The sequence below is a fragment of the Acinetobacter sp. 1000160 genome, assembly GCF_000588715.1.
In the GTDB taxonomy this organism is placed as follows: domain Bacteria; phylum Pseudomonadota; class Gammaproteobacteria; order Pseudomonadales; family Moraxellaceae; genus Acinetobacter; species Acinetobacter courvalinii.
This window is the reverse complement of record NZ_JFWP02000004.1, coordinates 301,241-324,197: the sequence shown is the minus strand read 5'-3', so window position 1 is coordinate 324,197 and position 22,957 is coordinate 301,241. Positions and strand designations below refer to the sequence as shown.

The window sequence follows — 22,957 nt, the reverse complement described above, 5'->3', positions numbered from 1 at the left end:
TATCAACCCAACTTATATTTTACATATAAATAAATAAGTCTAATAAGCTCTTTAAATGAAATATTTTTTGCTACATAACTAGTTAATTTTCGATTATATTGATAAACACTAATCTTATCTAAATAATAATTATTATGTAAAATATTTTTATAATTTCTATTTTCATTAGGCAGCCAACTACCATAAAAATGATGCGTTGCCACACTATTACATAGATCTAGACAAAAAAACTCTGCTGGATAAATGCATATAGTATCAATATTGTTTTGACCAATTTGAAATTCATTTTTATTAACATCAATCCTATACTCTTCACTCAAGATATCACTAATAACTATCGTGTTAGTATCTTGACTTTCTAAATACTCCCTTTCATCATAATATAACAACACTTTACGAGCAAGTGAATGGTTTGCAATTGAACCCCATAAAGCAGTAAAAGGCATCCCATTCTTTTCAAAACCAGTAAATGCTTCATGAGACAAGAATGGCTCTAATTTTTGTTTAAGCTCCACATCAACATCTAAATAGACTCCTCCAAACTTATTCAATGCATAAGCACGAACAAAATCAGAAACATAAGCGAACTTTCTTTTTTTATAAGCGGTTGCAGTGAAAATATGACTATTTACATCAAAACTTTCTTCATTCCACAATTTAATCTCATAATCTGGGCAGGAAACTTTCCAACCGTCTATATATCTTTGAAGTTCTTCAGGTATAATAGCTTCACCAAACCAGCAATAATGAATAATTTTTGGAATCATTTTTTCTCGCAATTTAATATTTTAACTCTAAAATCTTATTACACTTTTCAATAGCACTTTTCCTATGTGCTATAACAATCATAGTTTTATAACCACTGAGACTCTGAATTGCTTCATTTACTGCTTTCTCTGTCTCAATATCTAATGCACTAGTTGCTTCATCCATAAACAATATTTCTGGATCTTTATATAAGGCTCTTGCAATACCTAAACGCTGTCGTTGCCCTCCAGATAGCATGACACCTCTTTCTCCAATTATAGTATCATAACCATGAGGTAATCGTTCTGTAATAAAACTATGCAGTTGTGCCTGTTTCGCTGCTAACTCTACTTTTATTAGATCAATATTATTCTTAGCCACACCAAAAGCAATATTTTCTGATATCGATTTATCTGCCAAATAAATGTGTTGTGGGACATAACCCACCAGCTGATGCCAAGCAGATAGATTATGTACCGTTAACTCAACATCATCAATAAAAATCTTACCCTGTAATGGCTGCAATAGACCTAGCATAATATCCATCAAGGTGCTTTTACCACTACCACTTTTACCTACAATACCAACACTGCTATTTTTATTAATATTTAAATTAAAATTATCCAAAATTAATTTATTTGTGCAATTAGGATAAGCAAAGTTAATATTTTCCAAACGTATCTGACGTTTAAAATCTAAAGTACCCAGCTCTAGTGATTGTTCATGACTATACTGCTCTAGCCCAAACTCCTGTTTAATATGACTAAATACATTTTCAGAAAATTTTATCTGTGTGACAGAGCGATAGATATTCTGTGCAGCCGGCAACATTCTATAGGCAGAAAAACCATATAAACCTAATACAGGTAAAATATGAGTCACGTCTTTCCCCGATATGACCAACACAATCGCCAATATAATTAAACATCCATACCCTACAGTTTCAATAATATTGAGTGGGATCTGCCCTAAAGTATCACGTGTTGCTATATGCCTCGAAAAAACACGTGATGACTGCTCGAATTGTTCTATATATCCTTGTTTTGCACTATTAATAATTACATCTTTAATACCCGCTAGTGCCTCTTGACATGCTTGATATCGCTCTGTATTTGCCTGTGTAAACTCATAACCAATTTGTGTAAGTTTCTTCTTCACCAATGTATAAATAGCTGTATAAAATAATATGAGTACCAATGCAGTAATAACGGCAATCACTGGATCATATAGCAACAAAATACCAATCATTGCTAATAAAACCATACCATATGACATAAGTGTTAAAGCAGGTAAAATCATAGTCCAAATTAGTTGATCAACTTCAGATAAAATATTTTTTATAAGCGTTGCACTATTTCTCTGAATAAAAAATTCATAATTTTGCTGTAAATAAATCTTAAGCAATCGAGTAGAAAAATAATGACGCTGTAAACTTGCGAAACGGTTTACAGCATATTGAGTAACAATTTTAAAAAAAGCTGAAAAAACAACAATAATTAATGATAAAAAACCAAGATAAATAATAAAATTTTGTTTACTTACTGAACTTGTAAATTCATAAAAAATTTTCAAATAGTAATTTGAATCTACAATATCCGGATTAGATAAAACAGCTAAAAAAGGCATAATTGAAAGAACACCAGCAGATTCAATAAAAGCCATACCCACAACTAAAATTAAAACATAAATTACTTTACGTTTATCAAGAGGAGATAAAATCTGCCAAAGTTGTTTTAAGCTTTTTAACACAATCAATCCTATTTTTCTTTATACATAAGAGCAGTAATCTGCTCTGAAATTAAGCCCATTAAAAAAATCATGACACTCCCTGTATAAAGTAATGCACTCATATTAGTAAAACGATGAAACTCATAGAGAGTATAGCCATACCAACTTGTAGCCATTAAAAATAAAACAACAGCAATTGGTAAGAACATTTTTAAGGGTGAAAATAAAGTTGCAATCTTAAAAATAATGAGAAAAAAGCGCACCCCATCTTTAACCGGATTAATATGACTTTTCCCTATTCTTTGTGCTGTATGAATTGGAACATATGCTACAGAATAGCCTGCTCTAAAGAATGCCATAGTACTAGTCGTCGGATAAGAAAAGCCATTCGGTAACAAATAGAGAAATTCTCTAAACTTTTCTGCTCGTACTGCTCTAAAACCAGAGGTCAAATCCTCAACTCGATGCTCAGTCATATAAGTCGCAAGATGATTATATAATGTATTGGCAATCCCTCTCCCAATACTTGCTTGTGAACCTTTTTGTCTTGCACCAACAACTAAATCATAACCTTGTTCTATCTGCATCAACAGATGTGGAATATCATTTGGATCATGCTGACCATCGGCATCCATAAAAACAATCACATCACCTAAAGCGGTTCTAGCTCCAGTCTTAATTGCGGCCCCATTCCCCTTCGAATATGGATGAGAAACAACTTTTGCACCTGCTTGCTCAGCTATATCTTTAGTATTATCAGTCGATCCATCATTAACAATAATGATCTCATAGGCTAAATTAAGCTGCTGAATTCTTGCAACAGTTTGTCCTATTGCCCCTGATTCATTTTTAGCAGGTAAAACGATACTCGTTTTCATTTTCAATTCCTAGCGTTATTGGTTTCTGGCTGCAATACCTTTTTTAATCGAGGAATTTCTGCATCATACTCTTGCTTGCTGCGTCGTAGCGTTGAAATATCTTGTCGATGATAAATCTTTTCAACTTCATTAAGCAGAATCAATGCATTGGATGCAGAACTATTTGATCCTATTTCTGCGACCATCATTAATCCTGCTTCAACGTCTTTATATCGTCTTACGGCCTCAATATAAGTATTTAAAGCCTTTATATCTTCTTTCATTGCTAAGTAAATTTTGGCTTTTAAATAAGGTGTAAGTCGCCAAAACACAGATACTTTATTATATTTTGCATCTTGTTCTAAATTAGTAATCAATCCTAAAGTAAGTGAACAATACATACTACATAAGTACTGACTATTTATAATACCATCTGTTAAAACACGGAGTCCCTGAATTGCTTGAGCATCAAATGGCTGTATAATTAACCTATCAGTTGTTTGTGTAAAATCGCGCTCCTTTGCCAAACCATAAGAAACTTTTTGTAAAAGCAATTGGATGGTCAATAACGGACTATTAGGTAATCTATCTATAGTTTTCTCCAAAAACTGATTAGACTCCAAAACTTTACCTTGATCTAATAGGTTTCGGGCTAATTCACTTTGTGCACGAGGAGAATCAGGTGAGTTTTTTGCCCAGTACAATAAAAGTTGACTTGTGTCTCCCCATAACTTTGCTCGCTCATAAGTAAAAAAGCTAAGTATAGATAAAATTAAAATAGTAATAATATATACCAATCGGGGCTCCACTTTTTCTTGTAAAGCATACAACCCACTAGCAACAGGTAAAAATAAAAAAATTGCGGCAAGATAATTCCGATGCTCAAAATATAATTCTAAACCCAGTACTGTTGATTCCATTAAGTGTGCTGCAAAGAAAAATAGAGCTGCTAAAGCAAACAATGGATAGTTTCTTTTAACAAAAAAAGCAGAAACAATCAAAGTACACAAAAAAATAATCGAATATAAGGTTGTAATCGGCTGAGTTAATGAACGCGAAATATTGAAACCATCCTGATATAATCCTTTTAGCTCAATTTGTGGAATAAATAGGTTAAAGAGATATTCTGTAACGATCCGCGCCTCACTGTATAATCTTTCAATCATATTAAAATTACGATTTGGCCATGGATGCTCTGAAAAGCTCATATATTTTATAAGCAACAAGGTGATAGCAATAGATGGCAACCATAAACAAACTGCTCGCCACTGCCATATTGGTTTATTTTCTTTCCTTGGATTGCAGAATTCTATGACCAGAATAAGCAAAGGTAATAGAGCACCATTCTCTTTACTATAAGTTGCTAAAATAGTCCCTATAGCAATAGAAAAAGTCATCCAGATATATGCAGAAATGGTTTTTTTTGAAAGTAATATTCTCCCTCTTAAATAGCCAATAATTCCAATTAGGCTAAATAAAGTTGCTAATTGTGCCATACGTTGCACAACATAAAGTGTAGTTGAAACAAAATAAGGATGTAGCAACCATATAGCTGAAGAAACGAAAGCAATCCAGAGAGCATGTTGTTCTTTATAATGATAGGTTCTTAACAATAGCAGTGTTGCCCAATATAATAATACGCCATTAAGCAAATGAATCATCAAATTAGTATATTTAAAAGAATATGCAAATGAAGGCCATGTATTATCATTTAATAAAAAGCTAGCAAGTGAAATTGGTCTTCCCGTAGGCCCTGAAAAACCATTATTAATAAAATTTTGAGCTTTCTCCCAATTATCAATTACTCCATAAGCTCCTAAATCCTGTAAATTAGGAAAATCATCAAAGAGGAAATCACCTTTTAGCCCCACACTATAAATGCTATATGCTAAGAATAAAACAAAGATAAAACTGATAGCTGGAATATATTTTTTATACATGGGTCAACTCTAAAAATAGAAACGCCTATCACATTGATAGGCGTTCTCACTAATTTATATATCAATTAGTTACGGCAAGCTGTTGGATAATACTTAGCATCAACAGAGGCAGCCTTTTTGCACGTCCATTGCACTGCACCAGCTGTCGTAGTAGGACTTAAAGTAAGCGTTGCACTAGCAATACCCGATGCAACACCTGAACTTCTCATTGTTGCAACAATGATACCACCTGTTCCAACTGCTACGTCATTCACATATTTGCCATTAATTGCGGTATTAGCCGCAAGACCAGCAGCAGCGTTTGTAGTAGGAAATGAACCAGTATTCGAATATACCTCAGTCACTGAACCTTTCGCACCACTTGCTAATGTCATTGCTTCAGTCATTTGTGAACGAGCTGTATAATCCTGATAAGCAGGAATCGCAATCGCAGCCAAGATACCAATGATCGCCACAACGATCATTAACTCGATAAGTGTAAAACCTTTTTGAGCATTCATAACATTTCTCCAATGGATATTTTTTATAAGCTTTTTTCAGCTACTTAGTATTTAGCATGTTTTATGCCAGTCCTTAGCTTAGCCAATTTTACTCTAAAAAAACAGGGACTTAAAAAATTTTCATGTTGGATAAAAGCAGAGCAATTTAGACATTTTAAGAAAAAAAATGACAAATAACGTCATCTTTACTGCTTTATTATTCATTTTTTTAGATATCAAATTTGACTATTTTCTAATTGTATTTAAATTGAGCGACCTGAATCACACAAAATTTATTTCAATTATTTTTTATTTTTTCTTGCCGTTTATCGGAAGCTGATAAGAAGGCTTGCGATTCAGAAATTCATATATACAGAATGGTCTGCACAATAATTTATTTTTTCTAAAATAACAAGCCTGATATTTGATGAGAAATTAAAAACCGAACTTAATTTAAAATGATCGGTTCGTTTGGCAGTTCATTTTGATCATTCAGGTCTGATTTTACATAATACTGATCTAGAATCTGTCCAATTTCTGTCACTCCGTTAGTCACTGCTTGCAGATATTGCTTCTGGGCCAGTAACAACACCATACTTTGACAAATGCCATTCCAGATTTCAGTCTGGGTCGCATTCTTTAAACCACGATCAATCACGATTTCAACTTTACGTTCGCATAGGTTCAAATACAACAACACTCCGCTATTCATCTCAGTATCCCAGACACCCAGTTCAGCAAACAATTGCTGCGCCCGTAAGCGAGTATTCTGCTGATAGGCTTGAGAACATGGGATATGCCCTTCGATCACCACCTGTATTTCACCGACATGGCCCTTTTCTGCCTGCTGTACCGCTTTGGCAATCTCGGTCCGATCCTGCTTGCTAAAATAACGATGCGCCGATGAGACATAGAGGAAATGCTTAAACCAGCGTTTTAAACTCGGTTGAACATGCTCGTCCAGTTTCGGCTGGGTAATAATCTGTGTTGTATCTGTCTTGGTTACCATGAGCCTGATGCTCCTCCCCCGCCAAAGCTACCACCGCCACCACTGTAGCCACCGCCGCTGCCGCCAAAACCACCACCACCGCCGCCTCCGCGGCCGCCACCTGACAAGAACATCTGGAAAATCAGTTGCGCCAGTGAAGTAATCAATAAAAAGAACACCCCGACACCGAGTAACAAGCTCATCACCAGACCTGCACCATTGACCAAGCCAGCCACTGTTGCTGCCACGGCGGCAGTTGAGGCACTTAAGCGCTTGCCGATAATAAATGAGCCGACCACACCCGCAATCAGGATAAATAAGGCCATCATGAGGGTATTATCTTTGGCTTGCTGCGCATGTAAGGCCTGCTCATGTCGGTCTTTCAACTCTTGAGCCGCCTGCTGGGCAATTTCAGGGTCTAAATTCACAATACGGGTGATTTCATCAAGACCCGCTGAGATGCCCTGTGCATATTGGCCCTGTTTAAAATAAGGCGTGATCTGGTTGCGAATAATCCGGCTCAGCACCAGATCAGGAAGTACCCCTTCCAGACCATAACCGGTCAGAATCTGGATATTACGGTCATTTACCGCAATTGCCATTAACAAACCGTTATCGCGTTTGGCTGAACCCAGTTGCCATTTTTCTCCGGCACGCAGGGCAAAATCAAAAATCGCTTCCTGCCCGGTGGTCGGCACGATAATCACACCGACTTGGGCCTTCCCTTGCTGGTACAGACTCAGGATTTTCTGATTGAGCTGCTGGATTTCAGCCTCACTCAGGATTTTGGCCTGATCAATGACGGGCTGGTTTAACGTGGGTAAGCCACGAATGGACTCACCCTCCGCCATATCATCGGCGACTTTAGGCAATACTGGTGTTTCAGTATTTGAGCTGCTTGCAGGAGCAGTTTTATTGGTTTGCTGTTCCTGAATAATTTTGCCTGCAACCACCAGATCACTTTGATCCGTTGCAGTGGCAACCTCGGCCCAGACCGTATGTTGAAAACAAAGTGTCGCAAACACCAGCAACAATGCAGCCCCAAGCTGCTGTTTTAATCTTTGCGTTAACATTGCGAACATACGGTCACTCCCCAGCATTCAAAACAATTTCAGAACTTAATTAAATGAAACTGTTGGCGCCTGTTGGGCAGACTGTTCCGCCTTGAAGTTTTCCTTGGTTTTCATGCCAATCACTTTAGCGGTCAAGGCTTGAGGGAATTGACGCACATAGCCGTTATAGTCCTGAACCGTTGTAATATAACGGTTACGCGCAACCGCAATACGGTTTTCAGTGCCTTCAAGCTGCGCTTGAAGGTCACGGAACTGTTCATTGGCTTTCAGATCAGGATAGTTTTCCGAAACTGCGATCAGACGTGACAATGCACCGGTCAATTGACTTTGCGCCTGTTGGTATTTCTCAAATAATGCAGGATCTTCCAGCACTTCTTTATCAACTTTCAAGCCCGCCACATTCGAACGTGCCTGCGTTACTTCAGTGAGCACCTGTTCTTCGTGTTTGGCATAACCTTTCACCACATTGACCAGATTTGGCACCAGGTCAGCACGGCGTTGATATTGGTTCTGTACCTCAGACCAGGATGCGTTCACCGCCTCATCTTTCACTTGTAAAGTGTTATAGCCACACCCTGTGAACAGAAGCGTGCTTGCCAATACGGTTGCCAGTGCGGTTTTTTTCATGACTTTCATAAAAATTTATCCTCAAGTTTTTCTTTATATTTTTGCGTTAGTTCATTGTAATGGGATTTTTTTGCCTGCTGTGTAACATTTATTAAAGTTGATGAATGAGACTGTTTAAATAAAAAAGGCATTACTCAAGCCTGTTGATGTAATGCCGCGCTAAGCAAACTTTATTTTAAGAGGGAATTTAACTATACAACTGGGGTGGGGCGCCCTCCTGAAAGCTGACCATGTCATACTCATCCGCCATACGTGCCTTCCAGTAATTGACCAACTGCGTGTAATCATGTTTTGCGGGATGAAAATCCGCCTGATAATAGGACAAATATTCTGGAATCAGTTGGATTAACATTTTCGCCAGTAAATAGGTTCCGAACAGATTCCCCCCCAGTTTAGGCAGACTTTTCCATTTGTCCTGCCAGATCAGCCGCGACGTGGCGTAAAAAGTCAGGCTGGCAAAGCCCGTAGTCACGCTACGCATCAATAGACGGCGGATACGGTCATCACCATAGACTTGCTGATAGACATCGAAAGCCACCGAACGATGCTCAATTTCCTCAATCGCATGCCATACCCACAATTTCATGGCATCCTCATCCAGCGTACTTAAAATTTCTGGATGTTTCAGGATATAGCCGCCCAGCATGGCAGTAAAATGTTCAAAGGCACAGGTCAAGGCCAGCTGTAATTTAGGATGAATATTACGAAGCAGCTCATCGCGTTTTGCCAGCCACGCCTGAAAACGGTCTAGATTATAGTCATCGCGTCGCCATGCATCATTAAATTCGGTATGGGCCTTGGAGTGCATCGCTTCTTGCCCGATAAAAGCCGCAATTTGTGCCTGTAATTGGGGATCTTTTACTTTGTCGCGAACATTGCGGACACTATTAACAAAATACTGCTCACCAATCGGGAAAGTGGAAGACAGTGCGGTCAGCAGATGCGACATCACCGGTGAATTGGCAAAATAATGACGTTTGATTTTTTCTGGGTTAAATTGCAGACGACGTACAGTAATCCCCAATGCCTTGGGACGATTTAAATAGCTTTTTCCTACATTCGCATTTGCAAGTGCCATCGCGATTACCTTGTTCATTTTATAGTCCGTCTTGGAGTATTGCGCTGTAAAAAACTCTAGGACAGGGCAAAAAAGCTTAGAAGATTTGCCAAAACTACCAAAATGATGACTGGTCTATGACGATGAAACAGGCCCGCCATATTCTTCTGGTTTAATTTTTCTCAAGCTCAGCATGCCTATAATAAACAGTCCCCCCATGATGGCGACCACACTGTGAAAAGCTAATAACTGGGCTTGAGCCATAGAATAATGCAAGCTTGTCACCGCCCATTTGATCATAAACGCAGTCAGCGTACCCAATACTGCAATACCGAAAGTTAGACCTAGTTGTCTAAGCATATTTAAAATTGCCGCAGCAAAACTGGCATCTGCCTGCGATACGGCATGCAAGCTCAAGGTACTGGAACTGGGTACAATCAAGCCAATACCTGCTCCCAGCATGCCGCTTAAACCAATAAACAGCAGATAAGAAGCGTTACTCTGGAAACTGATCATCGCGATCAAGGCGATACCCGAAATGAACAACCCCATTTTGAGTAAGGGCAATACGCCATAACTTTGCTGTAAGCGACCAAAGCCAATAGAAACCACCGCCTGCATCAGAAATTGCGGGGCGATCAACCAACCCGCCTGGGCCGCGCTTAAATGCACCTGCTCCTGATAAAACAGGGCAAAAACAAATAAGGAACTATAGCCTGCAAATCCCAATAGAAAGGAGATCAGATTAAAACGTAAAAAAATACGGTTATGGAATAAATGACGTGGTATGAGCGGATGCGAAGCCGTGTTCTGATGTCGAATAAAAATCAGCGCAAACACCATCGAAAGCAGGAAACTAAAGATGATCAGATAGCCAATATGTGCTTGCTGTACCATGATGATGCTATAAGTTAAGCTGGCAATTGCAACTACACTATAAATCAGTCCTAAATAGTCAAACCTTATGCTTTGCTGATGCTCATCGGCAACAATACCTTTCCAGCCTAAAAACAATGCCAGCAATCCAACCGGAAGATTTAACCAGAAAATACTTTGCCAGCCCAGATAATGCACCATGAGGCCGCCCATCAAGGGCCCAACAATCAAGGCAAAGGCACTAAATGAACTCCAGTTGCCAATTTCTCGTGCCTTACGATCAACTTGGATAAAATGATGCACAATGATCGCCAAAGTCAGGGGAATCAGCATCGCCCCTGCAATGCCCTGAATTACGCGTCCCACAATCAATACGTTAAAAGCAGGTGCTGCCGCACAAATCACCGAGCCGAAAATAAAAATCACGACACCAGCCAACCATAATCGTTTACGTCCTAGCCACTGGCTTAACGCCCCCACCGCGAGCATCAAGCTCGACATGCTCAAAGCATAACTATCAATCACCCATTGTAAATCGGCAAGCTGGCTATTGAACTGTGTCTGGATTGCAGCTAAAGCCAGATTGACACTGCTCAAATCGACCAGACAGAGAAAAGTACTGGTATACAGTGCGGCAATTAACAGCCTGTCATTAAGTTTTGATGTCATTATTTTATCTACTTTAAAATGAGAATTATTATCATTTAAAGAATAACAATTTATTGCGCTTTTATTCAAGTCTTTTCATTATTCTGCTTATTGCATAGATGCTGACTATCCATCGCTTTTATCCAACCCCTTTAATTCATATAAAAAAATGCCCAAGCATGAGGCTTGGGCATTTAAAACTTAAATACTAAAAAAGAGCTTACACGCCAAGATAATCCAGAATACCTTCCGCTGCTTGTCGGCCTTCCCAGATCGCAGTCACAACCAGATCAGAACCACGTACCATATCGCCACCGGCAAAGATTTTTGGATTCGAAGTCTGGAACTTGAATTCTTGCTGTTCTGCCGCAACCACTCGGCCTGAACCATCTAGACTTACATTGGCGCCACCAAACCAGTCTGCAGGACTTGGGCGGAAACCAAAGGCAAGCAACACTGCGTCTGCAGGCAAGATTTCTTCAGAACCAGGAACAGGCTCAGGGCTACGACGGCCACGGCTATCAGGCTCGCCCATTTGCGTGGTCACGACTTTAACGCCAGTCACTTTACCGTTTTCACCGACAATCTCGATCGGTTGACGGTTGAACAGGAATTTGACGCCCTCTTCATAAGCATTCTTCACTTCACGTGCAGAACCCGGCATGTTGCTTTCGTCACGACGATATGCACAGGTCACATCATGTGCACCTTGGCGTAATGAAGTACGGTTACAGTCCATCGCAGTATCACCACCGCCCAATACGATGACTTTCTTGCCATCAACACTGATGTATTCGCTTGGATCTTTTTCCCAGCCTTGGCAACGGTTGACATTGGCAATCAGGAAATCTAATGCATCGTAAACACCATTCAGGTCTTCACCCGGGAAACCACCTTTCATATAGGTATAGGTTCCCATGCCCATGAACACTGCATCGTATTCAGCCAGCAATTGTTCAATAGTGACATCAACGCCAATCTCGGTATTTAAACGGAACTCAATGCCCATCCCCGTGAAGATTTCGCGACGACGCTTCATCACATCTTTTTCCATTTTAAATTCTGGAATACCGAATGTGAGCAAACCGCCAATTTCAGGGCGTTTATCAAACACCACTGGCTTTACGCCACCACGCGCCAGAATATCCGCACAGCCTAAGCCAGCTGGGCCTGCACCAATGATCGCGACTTTTTTATTGGTCCACTTAACGCCAGACATGTCTGGACGCCAGCCCAAAGCAAAAGCGGTATCATTAATATATTTTTCAGCATTACCAATGGTCACTGCACCAAAACCATCGTTTAAGGTACAGGCACCCTCACACAAACGGTCTTGCGGGCATACACGACCACAGACTTCCGGCAAGGTGTTGGTTTGATGGCACAGTTCAGCGGCCTGAAAAATCTGGCCTTCTGCAATCAGTTTTAACCAGTTTGGAATGTAGTTATGTACCGGACATTTCCATTCACAATAAGGGTTACCACACCCTAAACAGCGATGGGTCTGATTCGCAGCCACTTCCGCAGTAAAAGGTTTATAAATTTCCACAAACTCTGCCTTGCGGACAGTAATATCTTTTTTCTCTGGATCTTGGCGTGCTACATCCAGAAATTGAAAGTCATTATTAAGGCGCTCTGCCATGTCTCTCTCCGTGGGTAGGCGCAGCGATGTCCCTCATCTCTGCACCTGCCTATGTCTATGCAGTCGTGGAATTATTGTGGATCAGCTTGGGTGGTTTTCAAAAGCGTTTGTAAATTAGCAGCTTTTGGTTTCACCAGCCAGAACTTACGACTATAGAAGTCGAACTCATTACGGATCTTGTAAGCCCATGCACTTCCCGTTTCCTGAATGTGTTCATCCAGGATACGCAGTAAGTTTTCTTTATGGTCTTCCATCGCCTCTGTAGAGATACGATTCAGATCAATCAGTTCGTGGTTATAGTAGTCGACAAAATCATTATCAAGGTCAAGGACGTACGCAAAACCACCGGTCATACCTGCACCGAAGTTATGGCCCACTTTACCTAAGACGGTTACCACACCACCGGTCATGTATTCACAACAGTGATCGCCTGCACCTTCAATCACGGCAAATGCACCTGAGTTACGTACCGCGAAACGCTCACCGGCAGTTCCCGCAGCAAAGACTTTACCGCCAGTCGCACCATATAAGCAGGTGTTCCCGATAATAGCCGTATTTTGGGTTTGGAACGGCGATCCTTTTGGTGGGAAGATCGAGACACGACCGCCTGCCATACCTTTACCGACATAGTCGTTGGCATCACCTTCAAGCTTGATATGCAAACCACCCGCATTCCATACCCCGAGTGACTGACCCGCAGTACCGATCAGGTTCATGACCACTGGATTGTTTTCCATCCCCAGATTGCCATAACGACGTGCAATCTCACCTGAGATACGCGCACCAATCGAACGGTCACAGTTACCGACAGTGAAGTTGAATGAACCACCTGTACCCGCTTCAATTGCCGGCAACATTTCTGCCATCATTTGCTCAGCCAAGACACCTTTATCAAATGGTGCATTGCCCTGAACCTGGCAATATTGCGCCTTACCTTCAGCAGCAGGATGTGAGGTCAATAAGGCACTGAGATCAAGATGGGCATGTTTGTCTGTTTCACCTGGTAAAACTTCAAGCAAATCAACACGACCAATCAAGTCTTTCAATGAAGCAACACCCAATGCAGCTAACCATTCACGGGTTTCTTCTGCAATAAACTTGAAGAAGTTGATCAGCATTTCAGGTTCACCAATATAGTGTTCCTGACGTAAATGATCTTGCTGTGTTGCAACACCGGTTGCACAGTTGTTCAAGTGACAGATACGCAGGTATTTACAACCCAATGCGATCATTGGCGTAGAACCAAAACCGAAGCTTTCTGCACCTAAAATAGCCGCCTTGATGACATCCAGACCGGTTTTCAAACCACCATCGGTTTGTACACGAACCTTGCCACGCAAGTCATTGACACGAAGGGCTTGATGCGCTTCGCTTAGACCCAATTCCCACGGTGAACCCGCATGATGAATCGATGACAGTGGTGATGCCGCAGTACCACCGTCATAACCTGAAATGGTAATGAAGTCGGCATAGGCTTTTGCCACACCCGCAGCAATGGTTCCCACACCCGGCTCAGAGACCAGTTTGACCGAGACCATGGCTTGAGGATTGACCTGTTTCAAGTCAAAGATCAATTGCGATAAATCTTCAATCGAATAAATATCATGGTGCGGTGGTGGTGAAATCAGGGTCACACCCGGCACCGAGTAACGTAAACGTGCAATTAAGCCATTCACTTTACCGCCCGGTAACTGTCCGCCCTCACCAGGTTTTGCACCTTGTGCCACTTTGATCTGCAACACTTCAGCAGAGGTCAGGTAGGCAGGCGTTACTCCAAAACGTCCAGATGCAATCTGTTTGATTTTCGAGTTACGAATCGTGCCATAACGCGCAGGATCTTCACCGCCCTCACCCGAGTTAGAACGGCCACCAATAGTGTTCATGGCAATCGCAATTGCTTCATGTGCTTCTGGTGATAATGCACCTAAAGACATACCCGCAGAGTCAAAACGTGGCAGAATCTCTTCAATGGTTTCAACCTGATCAAGCGCAATTCCAGCAGTGGTTTTTAACTTGAATAAGTCACGAATGGTCGCCACTGGACGGTTATTCACCAGTTCTGCGTATTCTTTAAAGTCCTGATATTGGCCTGAACGTACCGCTTTATGCAAGGCATTGATCACGTCTGGATTAAACGCATGGTACTCTTTACCAAATACGAATTTAAGCAAACCACCTTGATCAATCGGCTTACGGTTCTGCCAAGCCGTGGTCGCCAATTTCTTCTGGTCATTTTCCAAGTCAGCAAAGGTTGCACCTTGAATACGGCTTGGCACGCCAAGGAAACATTTATCTACCACTTCAGAGGATAAACCCACTGCTTCAAATAACTGACCGCCACGATAAGAGGCAACCGTCGAGATGCCCATTTTAGAAAGAACTTTCAGTAAGCCTTTCTCAATCCCTTTACGGAAGTTGGCTTGCGCTTGAATTGGATCGCCCAGTAGCTCACCTTTCGCAACCAGATCATTGATCACATCATAGGCCAGATATGGATAAACCGCAGTCGCACCAAAGCCAAGTAATACCGCAAACTGATGTGGATCACGCGCAAAACCAGTTTCAACCATAATGTTCGCGTCAGTACGCAAACCGGTCTTGATCAAATGGTGATGTACCGCACCTGTGGCCAAGGCAGCATTTGCAGGCAAATACCCTTCGCGGAAATTTTTATCGGTTAATACAATCAGTGTTTTACCATCACGAACCGCCTGTGCCGATTCTTCACAGATACGCCCAATCGCGGCCTGTAAACCTTCAGCTTCTGCATAGTTCAGGTCAATATCCACTACGCCATAGCCTTCGCGATCTTTTTCTACATCACGAAGCTGCTGCATTTTTGAATTAGACAAGACTGGGCTGGAAATGATGATACGGTCAGCATGTTCCGGGCCTTGTTCGAACACATTCTGTTCACGACCTAAACAGGTTTCCAGTGACATCACGATCGATTCACGGAGTGGATCGATTGGCGGGGTGGTAACCTGAGCAAACTGCTGACGGAAATAGTCAGATACATGGCGCACTTGACGAGACAATACCGCCATTGGGGTATCATCACCCATTGAACCAACCGCTTCCTGACCACTTTCAGCGATCGGACGTAACAGTTGATCGCGCTCTTCAAATGTCACCATGAACATTTTTTGCGCTGCTTTTAACTTGTCGCCGGTTAAGCCTTGATCGACCAGTTGCTCTTCAAGCTGTGGATTGGCCTGCAGGCGAATCGCATGATCACGCAACCATTCACGGTATGGGCGCATGTTCTTGAGGTGATTGCTGACATCCTTGGTATCCAGCACTTTGCCTGTCAAGGTATCGACAACCAGGATTTGCCCCGGACCGACACGGCCTTTAGACACCACATCTTCTGGCTCGTAACCCCATACCCCGATTTCAGAAGCAAGGGTAATGTAATCATTCTTGGTGATGACCCAACGCGCTGGACGCAAGCCGTTACGATCCAGCATACAGATCGCATGACGACCATCCTGAATCACCAGACCTGCCGGACCATCCCAAGCTTCCATATGCTTCGAGTTAAATTCATAGAAAGCACGTAAGTCAGCATCCAGAGTTTCAACGTTTTGCCATGCAGGTGGAACCAGCATACGGAGTGCACGGAACAGATCCATGCCACCACCGACCAGAATTTCAAGCATGTTATCCAGACTTGATGAATCTGAACCGGTCCGGTTAACGATCGGATTCAGCTCAGTCAGGCCAGGCAATAACGGGTTTGCAAATTTCGGGGTACGTGCCAATGCCCAGTTACGGTTTGCAGTAATGGTATTGATCTCACCATTGTGCGCAAGGTAACGGAAAGGTTGCGCCAAAGGCCAACGTGGCAAGGTGTTGGTCGAGAAACGTTGATGGAACACCACAATATGCGATTTTAAACGCTCATCGGCCAAGTCGGTATAGAAGTCTGCAATCGCAGCCGGCATCATCAAGCCTTTATAGCTGATCACGGTCGAGCAAAGCGTGGTTACATAGAATGATGGGTCGTTTTGTAATTGTTGTTCTGCACGGCGGCGTGCCAGGAAAAGCTTACGGTTAAACTCAACCTCACTTACCCCCATTGGACAGTTCACAATGACCTGTTCAAATGCAGGCAGAGATTGCAACGCAATTTCACCGAGGACATCATTATTGGTTGGAACCACACGCCAAGCCAGTACGCGCAAACCATCTGACTCGATTTCTTTGGTTAAAATATTTTTGGAATGTTGCGCTAATGCCGGATCTACATTTAAAAATACGGTACCCACAGCAAAAATTTCACTCAGTGTAATATCACTCAGTTTTTTTGCTTCATCACGGAAAAATTGCTTTGGCATCGCCAATAATAAGCCGCAACCATCTCCCGTCTTGCCATCTGCGGCAATACCACCACGGTGCGTCATGCAACTTAAACTGTGAATCGCGGTTTCTACAAGATGATGACTTGATTCACCCTTCATGTGGGCGATCAGACCAAAACCACAGTTATCCTTAAACTCGTCAGGCTGATATAAACCTTGAGCGGGAGCTACAGTATTAGGCGATGGCATGTGCATAGCGTACCCTTCTTTCAACATGGCTCTTTCGAGCAACAAACATTCAATTCATTTTCTGCGATATTGCCGATCAACTCATTTAAAGTTCAATGCTTCGCGAAAACATTTTTACTGGCGGATTTGCAATATACGCCTTTCTTTTTCAAGACGCAGTGCATTTCGCCATCTAAAGTGTTTTCAGTTATTACACCCTCAAAAAAGTTTGTAAAGCACAAAAACTTTCCATTTCACGAAACTAATGAATCATTTAGTTTCAAAAGGCGCAATGAGCAGACAAATTAGCACCACAAGGATGCAAAAAACATGCCATGTAAAATTAGGTTTACTAAATCATTAAAAAAATTAAAATAACTTTAAGTTATAAGGGGCAAACAACTTGCCCCTATTTGAAAAGTGCACCAAAAATAATCAAGGTGCTATAAAAAGAATCATATGTGCACGATTTTAGTGCATTATCAATTGAATGGATCGCTGACTTCGCGTTTAGAAGAATCTGAATTTTCTTTTATTTTTTCAGCATTTGCTGGTGCTGGAGGTGCAGATTGGCTTTGTTTGACATTTACCACATTGCCCTGTGCATCACGTTGAGTCACCGTGGTTTTTACTGTGGTTGATGATTCAGCCGTCCGGTTGCTCGTTACTGGTGCTCGATTCATTAACAGGGTTTCATCAACTTTTGGCAATGCCGCAGGTCTGAGCTGAACCGCATAAAGCTGATTGGACGCCGATTTCATTTCATCAGAGCCCAAATCATTGACCAATTCAGCATAGGTCGACAGTTGTTGGGCTTTGGGTTTGACCGAATCAGGCAGCGCCAGATTAAGCTGTGCAAATTGACGGGTAGCTTCTTCTGCATTTGAAAAAGCACCATAAGTAAGCACATATTGCTCAACCTGATCTTCGCCGCTGAGACGGAAATACACAAACTTCTTGCGATCTGAACGATTGAGCAAGAAGTTTTTAATAATGGCCTCATCCGAACTGCGGAAAATTTCCACGGTCCACTGACGTTGATGGTCCTTCATATATTTGGTGCCACGAAATTCAGGTGCATGGTCATTAGCCACCACCACGCGCGTGGTCAGATCCAAAGGTTTGACTTCATCCGAGAGTGCGCCCAGATGCGCAGTCGCCGCCACTTTTTCCGGTTGAATCTGAACCTGCGCTTCAGTTTCAGCGGGCTGTTGCTCTTTCACCAATGCCTTGGTATCGGTAACGCCCCAGAATATCAACGCAGCAATTAAACAAGCCAGCGCAAAAACCAGCCAGCTATATTGTTGAATATTTTGCCAAATTGATCGTGACACAGCCATGCTTTACCCAAATAATTAATTATGCAGATTGATTCGCAAGAATAGATTGTTTCATTAGCTCAACGTCAAAGTCTTTGGTAATGACGGCCTGACCCAAGCTTTTCAATAAAACCAGACGTAATTGACCGTTTAAGACTTTTTTGTCATGCGACATATAAGCCAAGAATTCATCTAATGGAATTTTTGGACATGATATCGGTAAATTGGCACGTTGAATGATATTTTTTGTACGTTGCACATCTTCGGCTGAAATCCAGCCTAAACGATGAGACAAATCTGCTGCCATCACCATACCGGTCGCCACCGCTTCGCCATGTAACCAGGTGCCGTAACCCAGATAAGATTCTATGGCATGGCCAAAGGTATGCCCCAGGTTTAATAAGGCACGTTCGCCCTGCTCTTTTTCGTCATTGGCCACAATCCGCGCTTTATGAGCACATGAGCGATAAACCGCTTCTGCCAATAAATTTGCATCACGTCCGATCAATCCATCCATGTTTTGCTCTAGCCAGACCAGAAAATCAACATCACCCAATAAGGCATATTTAATCACTTCTGATAGTCCCGCAGACAGTTCGCGATCTGGCAAGGTCTCCAGCTGCGCCATGTCCGCCAGCACCACTTGTGGCTGCTGGAAAGCTCCCAGCATATTTTTACCCAAGGGATGATTAATCCCGGTCTTGCCACCAACACTTGAGTCAACCTGTGACAATAATGTTGTCGGCACCTGCACAAAATAAACGCCACGCTGGAAACAGGCTGAGGCAAAACCAGCCATATCGCCAATCACTCCACCGCCCAAGGCCAGTACGGTACAGTCACGGTTAAAACCGGCTTCAAGCAACGCATCAAAAATAAGATTCAAATGCTGAAGATCTTTATATTGCTCACCATCAGGCAGAATGCATTGCGCAACCTGTTTATCCAGCTGGATCAAGGCATCCATATAATGTTGTAAATACAAAGGCGCAACTGTTGAGTTAGACACCAGCATCACTTGTCGACCATGTAAATACGGTTCAAGCAATGTTTTCGGGTCTAAATGACTGCCAATAAATATGGGATAACGACGGTCACCCAACTCAACATGTAACGTTTGCATAATAACAACCAACCAGCGATTACTTAACTTGTTTAGATAAAATGACGTGCAAGATACGTTGTGCCAAATCCCGTGCCGCACCTTGATTTGTTTCAATGACGTAATGTGCGACTTCGCGATATAAAGGATCACGCAGGGCCAATAGGTCACGTAGTTTTTGCTCTGGATTTTCGACTTGTAAGAGAGGGCGATTTTTATCGCGATAGGTGCGCTGTAGCTGAAGCTCTACAGGCGTATAAAGATAGACAACGATACCACGCTGTTTAAGAAATTCCCGGTTTTTGACTTGGGTGACTGCGCCACCGCCTGTAGCCAATACCAATAATGGACGAGAGGTTAAGTCATTCAATACATTGGTTTCGCGTAACCGAAATCCGACTTCCCCTTCTTTTTCAAAAATCCATGGAATTGTGGCACCTGTTTTACGTTCGATTTCATGATCGCTATCAATAAAATCACGGCCTAGCAATTCTGCTAAATGCCGGCCAACTGTTGTTTTTCCTGCCCCCATTGGCCCTACCAAATAGATATTTGGTAGGGTTTCAAACGCTTTGCTTGGCAACGCGCCACCTATATGAATTGCGATTATTGAAAATATATTAATGATTTCTAGTCAAAGTGTCATTAACAATTCTCGGCGTAATAAAAATAAGCAGTTCACGTTTATTATCTGTTTTTAGGTCACGGCGGAATAAACGCCCGACATAAGGCAAGTCACCGAGGAACGGCACTTTGACCTGAGAACTGATATTTTCCTGCTCAAAAATACCGCCAAGCACCACGGTTTCACCATTATCCACCAGTACATTGGTATCAATCTGGTTTTTATTGATGGTGAGCTGGCCTGTCGGGGTCGGGGTACTTTGCGAGTCTTTGGTAATGTTCAGTTTCATCATCACCTTACCGTCTGGGGTAATGCTTGGCGTTACATCCAAACTCAAGGTCGCGTCAATAAATTCTGTTTTAGGCACCGCATTCGCACCACCGCCAGAAGAGGAGGTGTACGGAATTTTCTTACCTGATTCAATTTTGGCTGCCTGCTTGTCTGCGGTCATGACTTTCGGTGTCGAAATCACTTCACCATAACCATCGGCCTGTACTGCTGAAAGTTCCAGATCCAGCATAAAGTCAGAAAGACTGATCAAGCCAAAGGCAATACGGCTTGCCCCAGGGGTAACTGCACCCAAGTCGACATTCAGGTTATCCGGGCGTTCAATTTCATATTTCCAGCCCCCTGTATCACTATCTTTCTCAGGCTTTCTTAAGTTCCATAGGGTTGTATCGCTACCACCGACCAATAGGTCATTATTTTTAGTAATCCCCTGCGATAGGATACCCCATTTCACCCCCATCTCTTTGGTGAAATCGGTACTGGCACTGACAATACGTGCTTCAATCATCACCTGTTTCACCGACACATCCAGCAGGTCAACCATCTTACGGATCTGGTCAATCTTCTGTGAAGTATCATTCACGATTAAGGTATTGGTCCGCGGATCAATCGAGATGGTTCCGCGTGGACTTAACAAGCCACCCGCCAAAGTATCATTGCTGATTGAGCCGGAAGAATTACCATTCCCTGTACTCGCATTTTTGCCTTGAGTAATCAGCTTTTCAATATCGGCTGCTTTTGCATAGCTTAAAGTAATATATTCGGTTTGCAGCGGCGCCAGTTTCACGCTTTGCGCCTGCGCTTTGGCTTCTTCTTCCTCTGCCTTAATCAGTTCTGAAACCGGTGCAATCCAGATCACATTGCCATTACGACGCTTGTCCAGATTCTTGGTTTTCAGAACAATATCCAGAGCCTGATCCCATGGCACATCTTTAAGACGTAAGGTGATGTTGCCCTGTACGGTATCTGCCGCCACCATATTGATACCGGTAAAGTCAGCCAGTAGCTGCAAGACACGACGTACTTCAATATCCTGGAAATCTAGAGAAATCTTATTGCCGGTATAGGTTTGGGTCTTGGCCTTGGTTGGCGATTTATCTTCAGGACGCTTTAAACTGATAGTCAGTTTATTCTCTGCCTGATAGGCCATATATTCATAGCTACCTGCAGACTGAATCGTTACCACGCCATTGCCTTTATCGTTATAGGCATCGATACTGGCAACAGGTGTTGCAAAGTCATTGGTATTTAAACGACGCGCCAAATGGGTCGGGATTTTATTGCCCATGGTCCGCACAACAATTTTACTGCCTTGCTGTTGCACATCGACTGGCGTGTTATTGCCAAGCAAATCAATCACCACCAGACCTTCACCCTGGTTGCCACGCTGGAAACCAATATTGGAAATCCCTTGTTGAACCTGACGAACAGCAGCGACTGGGGTTGCCATAGCAGGTTTGGCTGAATTGATTTTCAGTACAAAAGTATTGCCTTCAACACGGGTGGTAAAGGCGCCTGCATCTTTTAAATTTACAATCACGCGGGAACGCTGATCATCTGCCGCAACCTCAACAGAGCTTGCTTCATTGGTAGATACAGGAATAGAGGTCTGTTTTAAACTCTGTTGTGCCTTATCAAAATCCAGAATCAAGCGGGCAGGCTGTTCCAGCTGATAAGCTTGTGGCTGCGGCGGGAACCCGTTAAACATGACACGGATCTCGGTCCCTTGTTCAGCCAAATTCATCGGCACAATGTTGGTCATGCTGACTTGTGCCGAAGCCACCTGCATCACTGCAAGCGTAATCGCAGCCATAGAAAATTGACGGAATGCATGATTCATGGTCTTCGCTTCCCCAAATAAAGAATCTTTAAACTGTTTTTTCATTGTTATTCCTTTAATCTTATGGTGCTGGTCCGATCAGAACGAGTGTTCGCGGTCTTTCCACATAACCTTCTCGTCCATCCGGTACGATTTCCACCAAATCTATCTGCGTCGGGCTAATTTTAATGATGCGCCCCTGATTCATCCCCAAATAACTCCCCACTTGTACGCGCTCGATTTGTCCATCCGGCGTTTGAATTAGAGCAATGGTGGCATTGGTTCTACCCCGCATGCTGCCCTTCATATTTAAGGATTCGAGGGCATAGCTCTCTAGTGGTTGTGGCTGACGATTGAAGTTCGGATATACACGTTTACCGGCCATAATCTTTAACTCGGCCGCCAAAGAGCTTGGCATAAACGGGCTTTTCAGCTGATGCGCCGAATAGTTAAATAAAGGTACAGGTGTAAATACCGGTGCAGGCTCAATCGGTAAAGGCGGCTGATTGCGAATTTCAGCCATCTTCTGGTTGACTGCATCAATACGCGAATCACATCCCACCAGCCCCAATCCAAGCAACAAGCTCAGTAGTAATTTATAATTATTCAT

At 42.5% G+C, this 22,957-nt stretch carries 17 protein-coding genes; all 17 read right to left on the bottom strand.

Features of this window, described 5'->3' with window-relative positions; translation table 11 throughout:
- Window positions 1–2: 2 nt before the first annotated feature.
- Window positions 3–767 carry a glycosyltransferase family 32 protein gene (locus J699_RS08320; RefSeq protein ID WP_032868565.1) on the bottom strand — a complete coding sequence of 255 codons (765 nt, stop codon included), beginning with the start codon at window positions 765–767 and terminating at the stop codon, window positions 3–5.
- Window positions 768–780: 13 nt separating this feature from the next.
- A complete protein-coding gene (locus tag J699_RS08325) occupies window positions 781–2,496 on the bottom strand; it encodes an ABC transporter ATP-binding protein (protein ID WP_032868564.1) in 1,716 nt (571 codons plus the stop codon).
- An 8-nt stretch (window positions 2,497–2,504) separates the two neighbouring features.
- A complete protein-coding gene (locus J699_RS08330) occupies window positions 2,505–3,353 on the bottom strand; it encodes a glycosyltransferase family 2 protein (protein WP_032868563.1) in 849 nt (282 codons plus the stop codon).
- Between the two features lie 2 nt (window positions 3,354–3,355).
- Window positions 3,356–5,272: a hypothetical protein gene (locus J699_RS08335; RefSeq protein WP_032868562.1), complete on the bottom strand. Its 1,917-nt coding sequence runs from the start codon at window positions 5,270–5,272 to the stop codon at window positions 3,356–3,358.
- Window positions 5,273–5,337: 65 nt separating this feature from the next.
- Complete coding sequence (locus tag J699_RS08340; protein WP_032868561.1) at window positions 5,338–5,772, bottom strand: pilin; 435 nt, start codon at window positions 5,770–5,772, stop codon at window positions 5,338–5,340.
- 427 nt (window positions 5,773–6,199) lie between these two features.
- The gene (locus tag J699_RS08345; RefSeq protein ID WP_032868560.1) at window positions 6,200–6,760 is read right to left on the bottom strand and encodes a TPM domain-containing protein; all 561 of its coding nucleotides are present in this window, start codon (window positions 6,758–6,760) and stop codon (window positions 6,200–6,202) included.
- The gene (locus tag J699_RS08350) at window positions 6,754–7,821 is read right to left on the bottom strand and encodes a TPM domain-containing protein (RefSeq protein WP_032868559.1); all 1,068 of its coding nucleotides are present in this window, start codon (window positions 7,819–7,821) and stop codon (window positions 6,754–6,756) included. Before J699_RS08350 ends, J699_RS08345 begins: the two co-directional genes overlap by 7 nt.
- Window positions 7,822–7,857: 36 nt before the next feature.
- Window positions 7,858–8,448: a LemA family protein gene (locus J699_RS08355; protein WP_032868558.1), complete on the bottom strand. Its 591-nt coding sequence runs from the start codon at window positions 8,446–8,448 to the stop codon at window positions 7,858–7,860.
- 178 nt (window positions 8,449–8,626) lie between these two features.
- Window positions 8,627–9,517 (bottom strand): metal-dependent hydrolase, encoded by an 891-nt coding sequence (locus tag J699_RS08360; protein WP_032868557.1) that lies wholly within the window; start codon window positions 9,515–9,517, stop codon window positions 8,627–8,629.
- A 114-nt stretch (window positions 9,518–9,631) separates the two neighbouring features.
- Window positions 9,632–11,041, bottom strand: a complete 1,410-nt coding sequence (locus tag J699_RS08365) for an MFS transporter (RefSeq protein ID WP_032868556.1) — start codon at window positions 11,039–11,041, stop codon at window positions 9,632–9,634.
- Between the two features lie 199 nt (window positions 11,042–11,240).
- Entirely contained in the window at window positions 11,241–12,662 is a 1,422-nt protein-coding gene (locus J699_RS08370) for an FAD-dependent oxidoreductase (protein ID WP_004776047.1), read from the bottom strand.
- A gap of 71 nt (window positions 12,663–12,733) precedes the next feature.
- Window positions 12,734–17,215, bottom strand: a complete 4,482-nt coding sequence (gene gltB, locus J699_RS08375; protein WP_171076940.1) for a glutamate synthase large subunit — start codon at window positions 17,213–17,215, stop codon at window positions 12,734–12,736.
- Between the two features lie 461 nt (window positions 17,216–17,676).
- Window positions 17,677–18,534, bottom strand: a complete 858-nt coding sequence (locus J699_RS08380; protein ID WP_032868553.1) for a hypothetical protein — start codon at window positions 18,532–18,534, stop codon at window positions 17,677–17,679.
- A 19-nt stretch (window positions 18,535–18,553) separates the two neighbouring features.
- A complete protein-coding gene (gene aroB / locus J699_RS08385; protein WP_005282683.1) occupies window positions 18,554–19,636 on the bottom strand; it encodes a 3-dehydroquinate synthase in 1,083 nt (360 codons plus the stop codon).
- 19 nt (window positions 19,637–19,655) lie between these two features.
- Window positions 19,656–20,225 carry a shikimate kinase AroK gene (aroK, locus tag J699_RS08390; RefSeq protein WP_104021896.1) on the bottom strand — a complete coding sequence of 190 codons (570 nt, stop codon included), beginning with the start codon at window positions 20,223–20,225 and terminating at the stop codon, window positions 19,656–19,658.
- 10 nt (window positions 20,226–20,235) lie between these two features.
- Window positions 20,236–22,368 (bottom strand): type IV pilus secretin PilQ, encoded by a 2,133-nt coding sequence (pilQ, locus tag J699_RS08395; RefSeq protein WP_165569305.1) that lies wholly within the window; start codon window positions 22,366–22,368, stop codon window positions 20,236–20,238.
- 61 nt (window positions 22,369–22,429) lie between these two features.
- Entirely contained in the window at window positions 22,430–22,957 is a 528-nt protein-coding gene (locus J699_RS08400; protein ID WP_005227658.1) for a pilus assembly protein PilP, read from the bottom strand.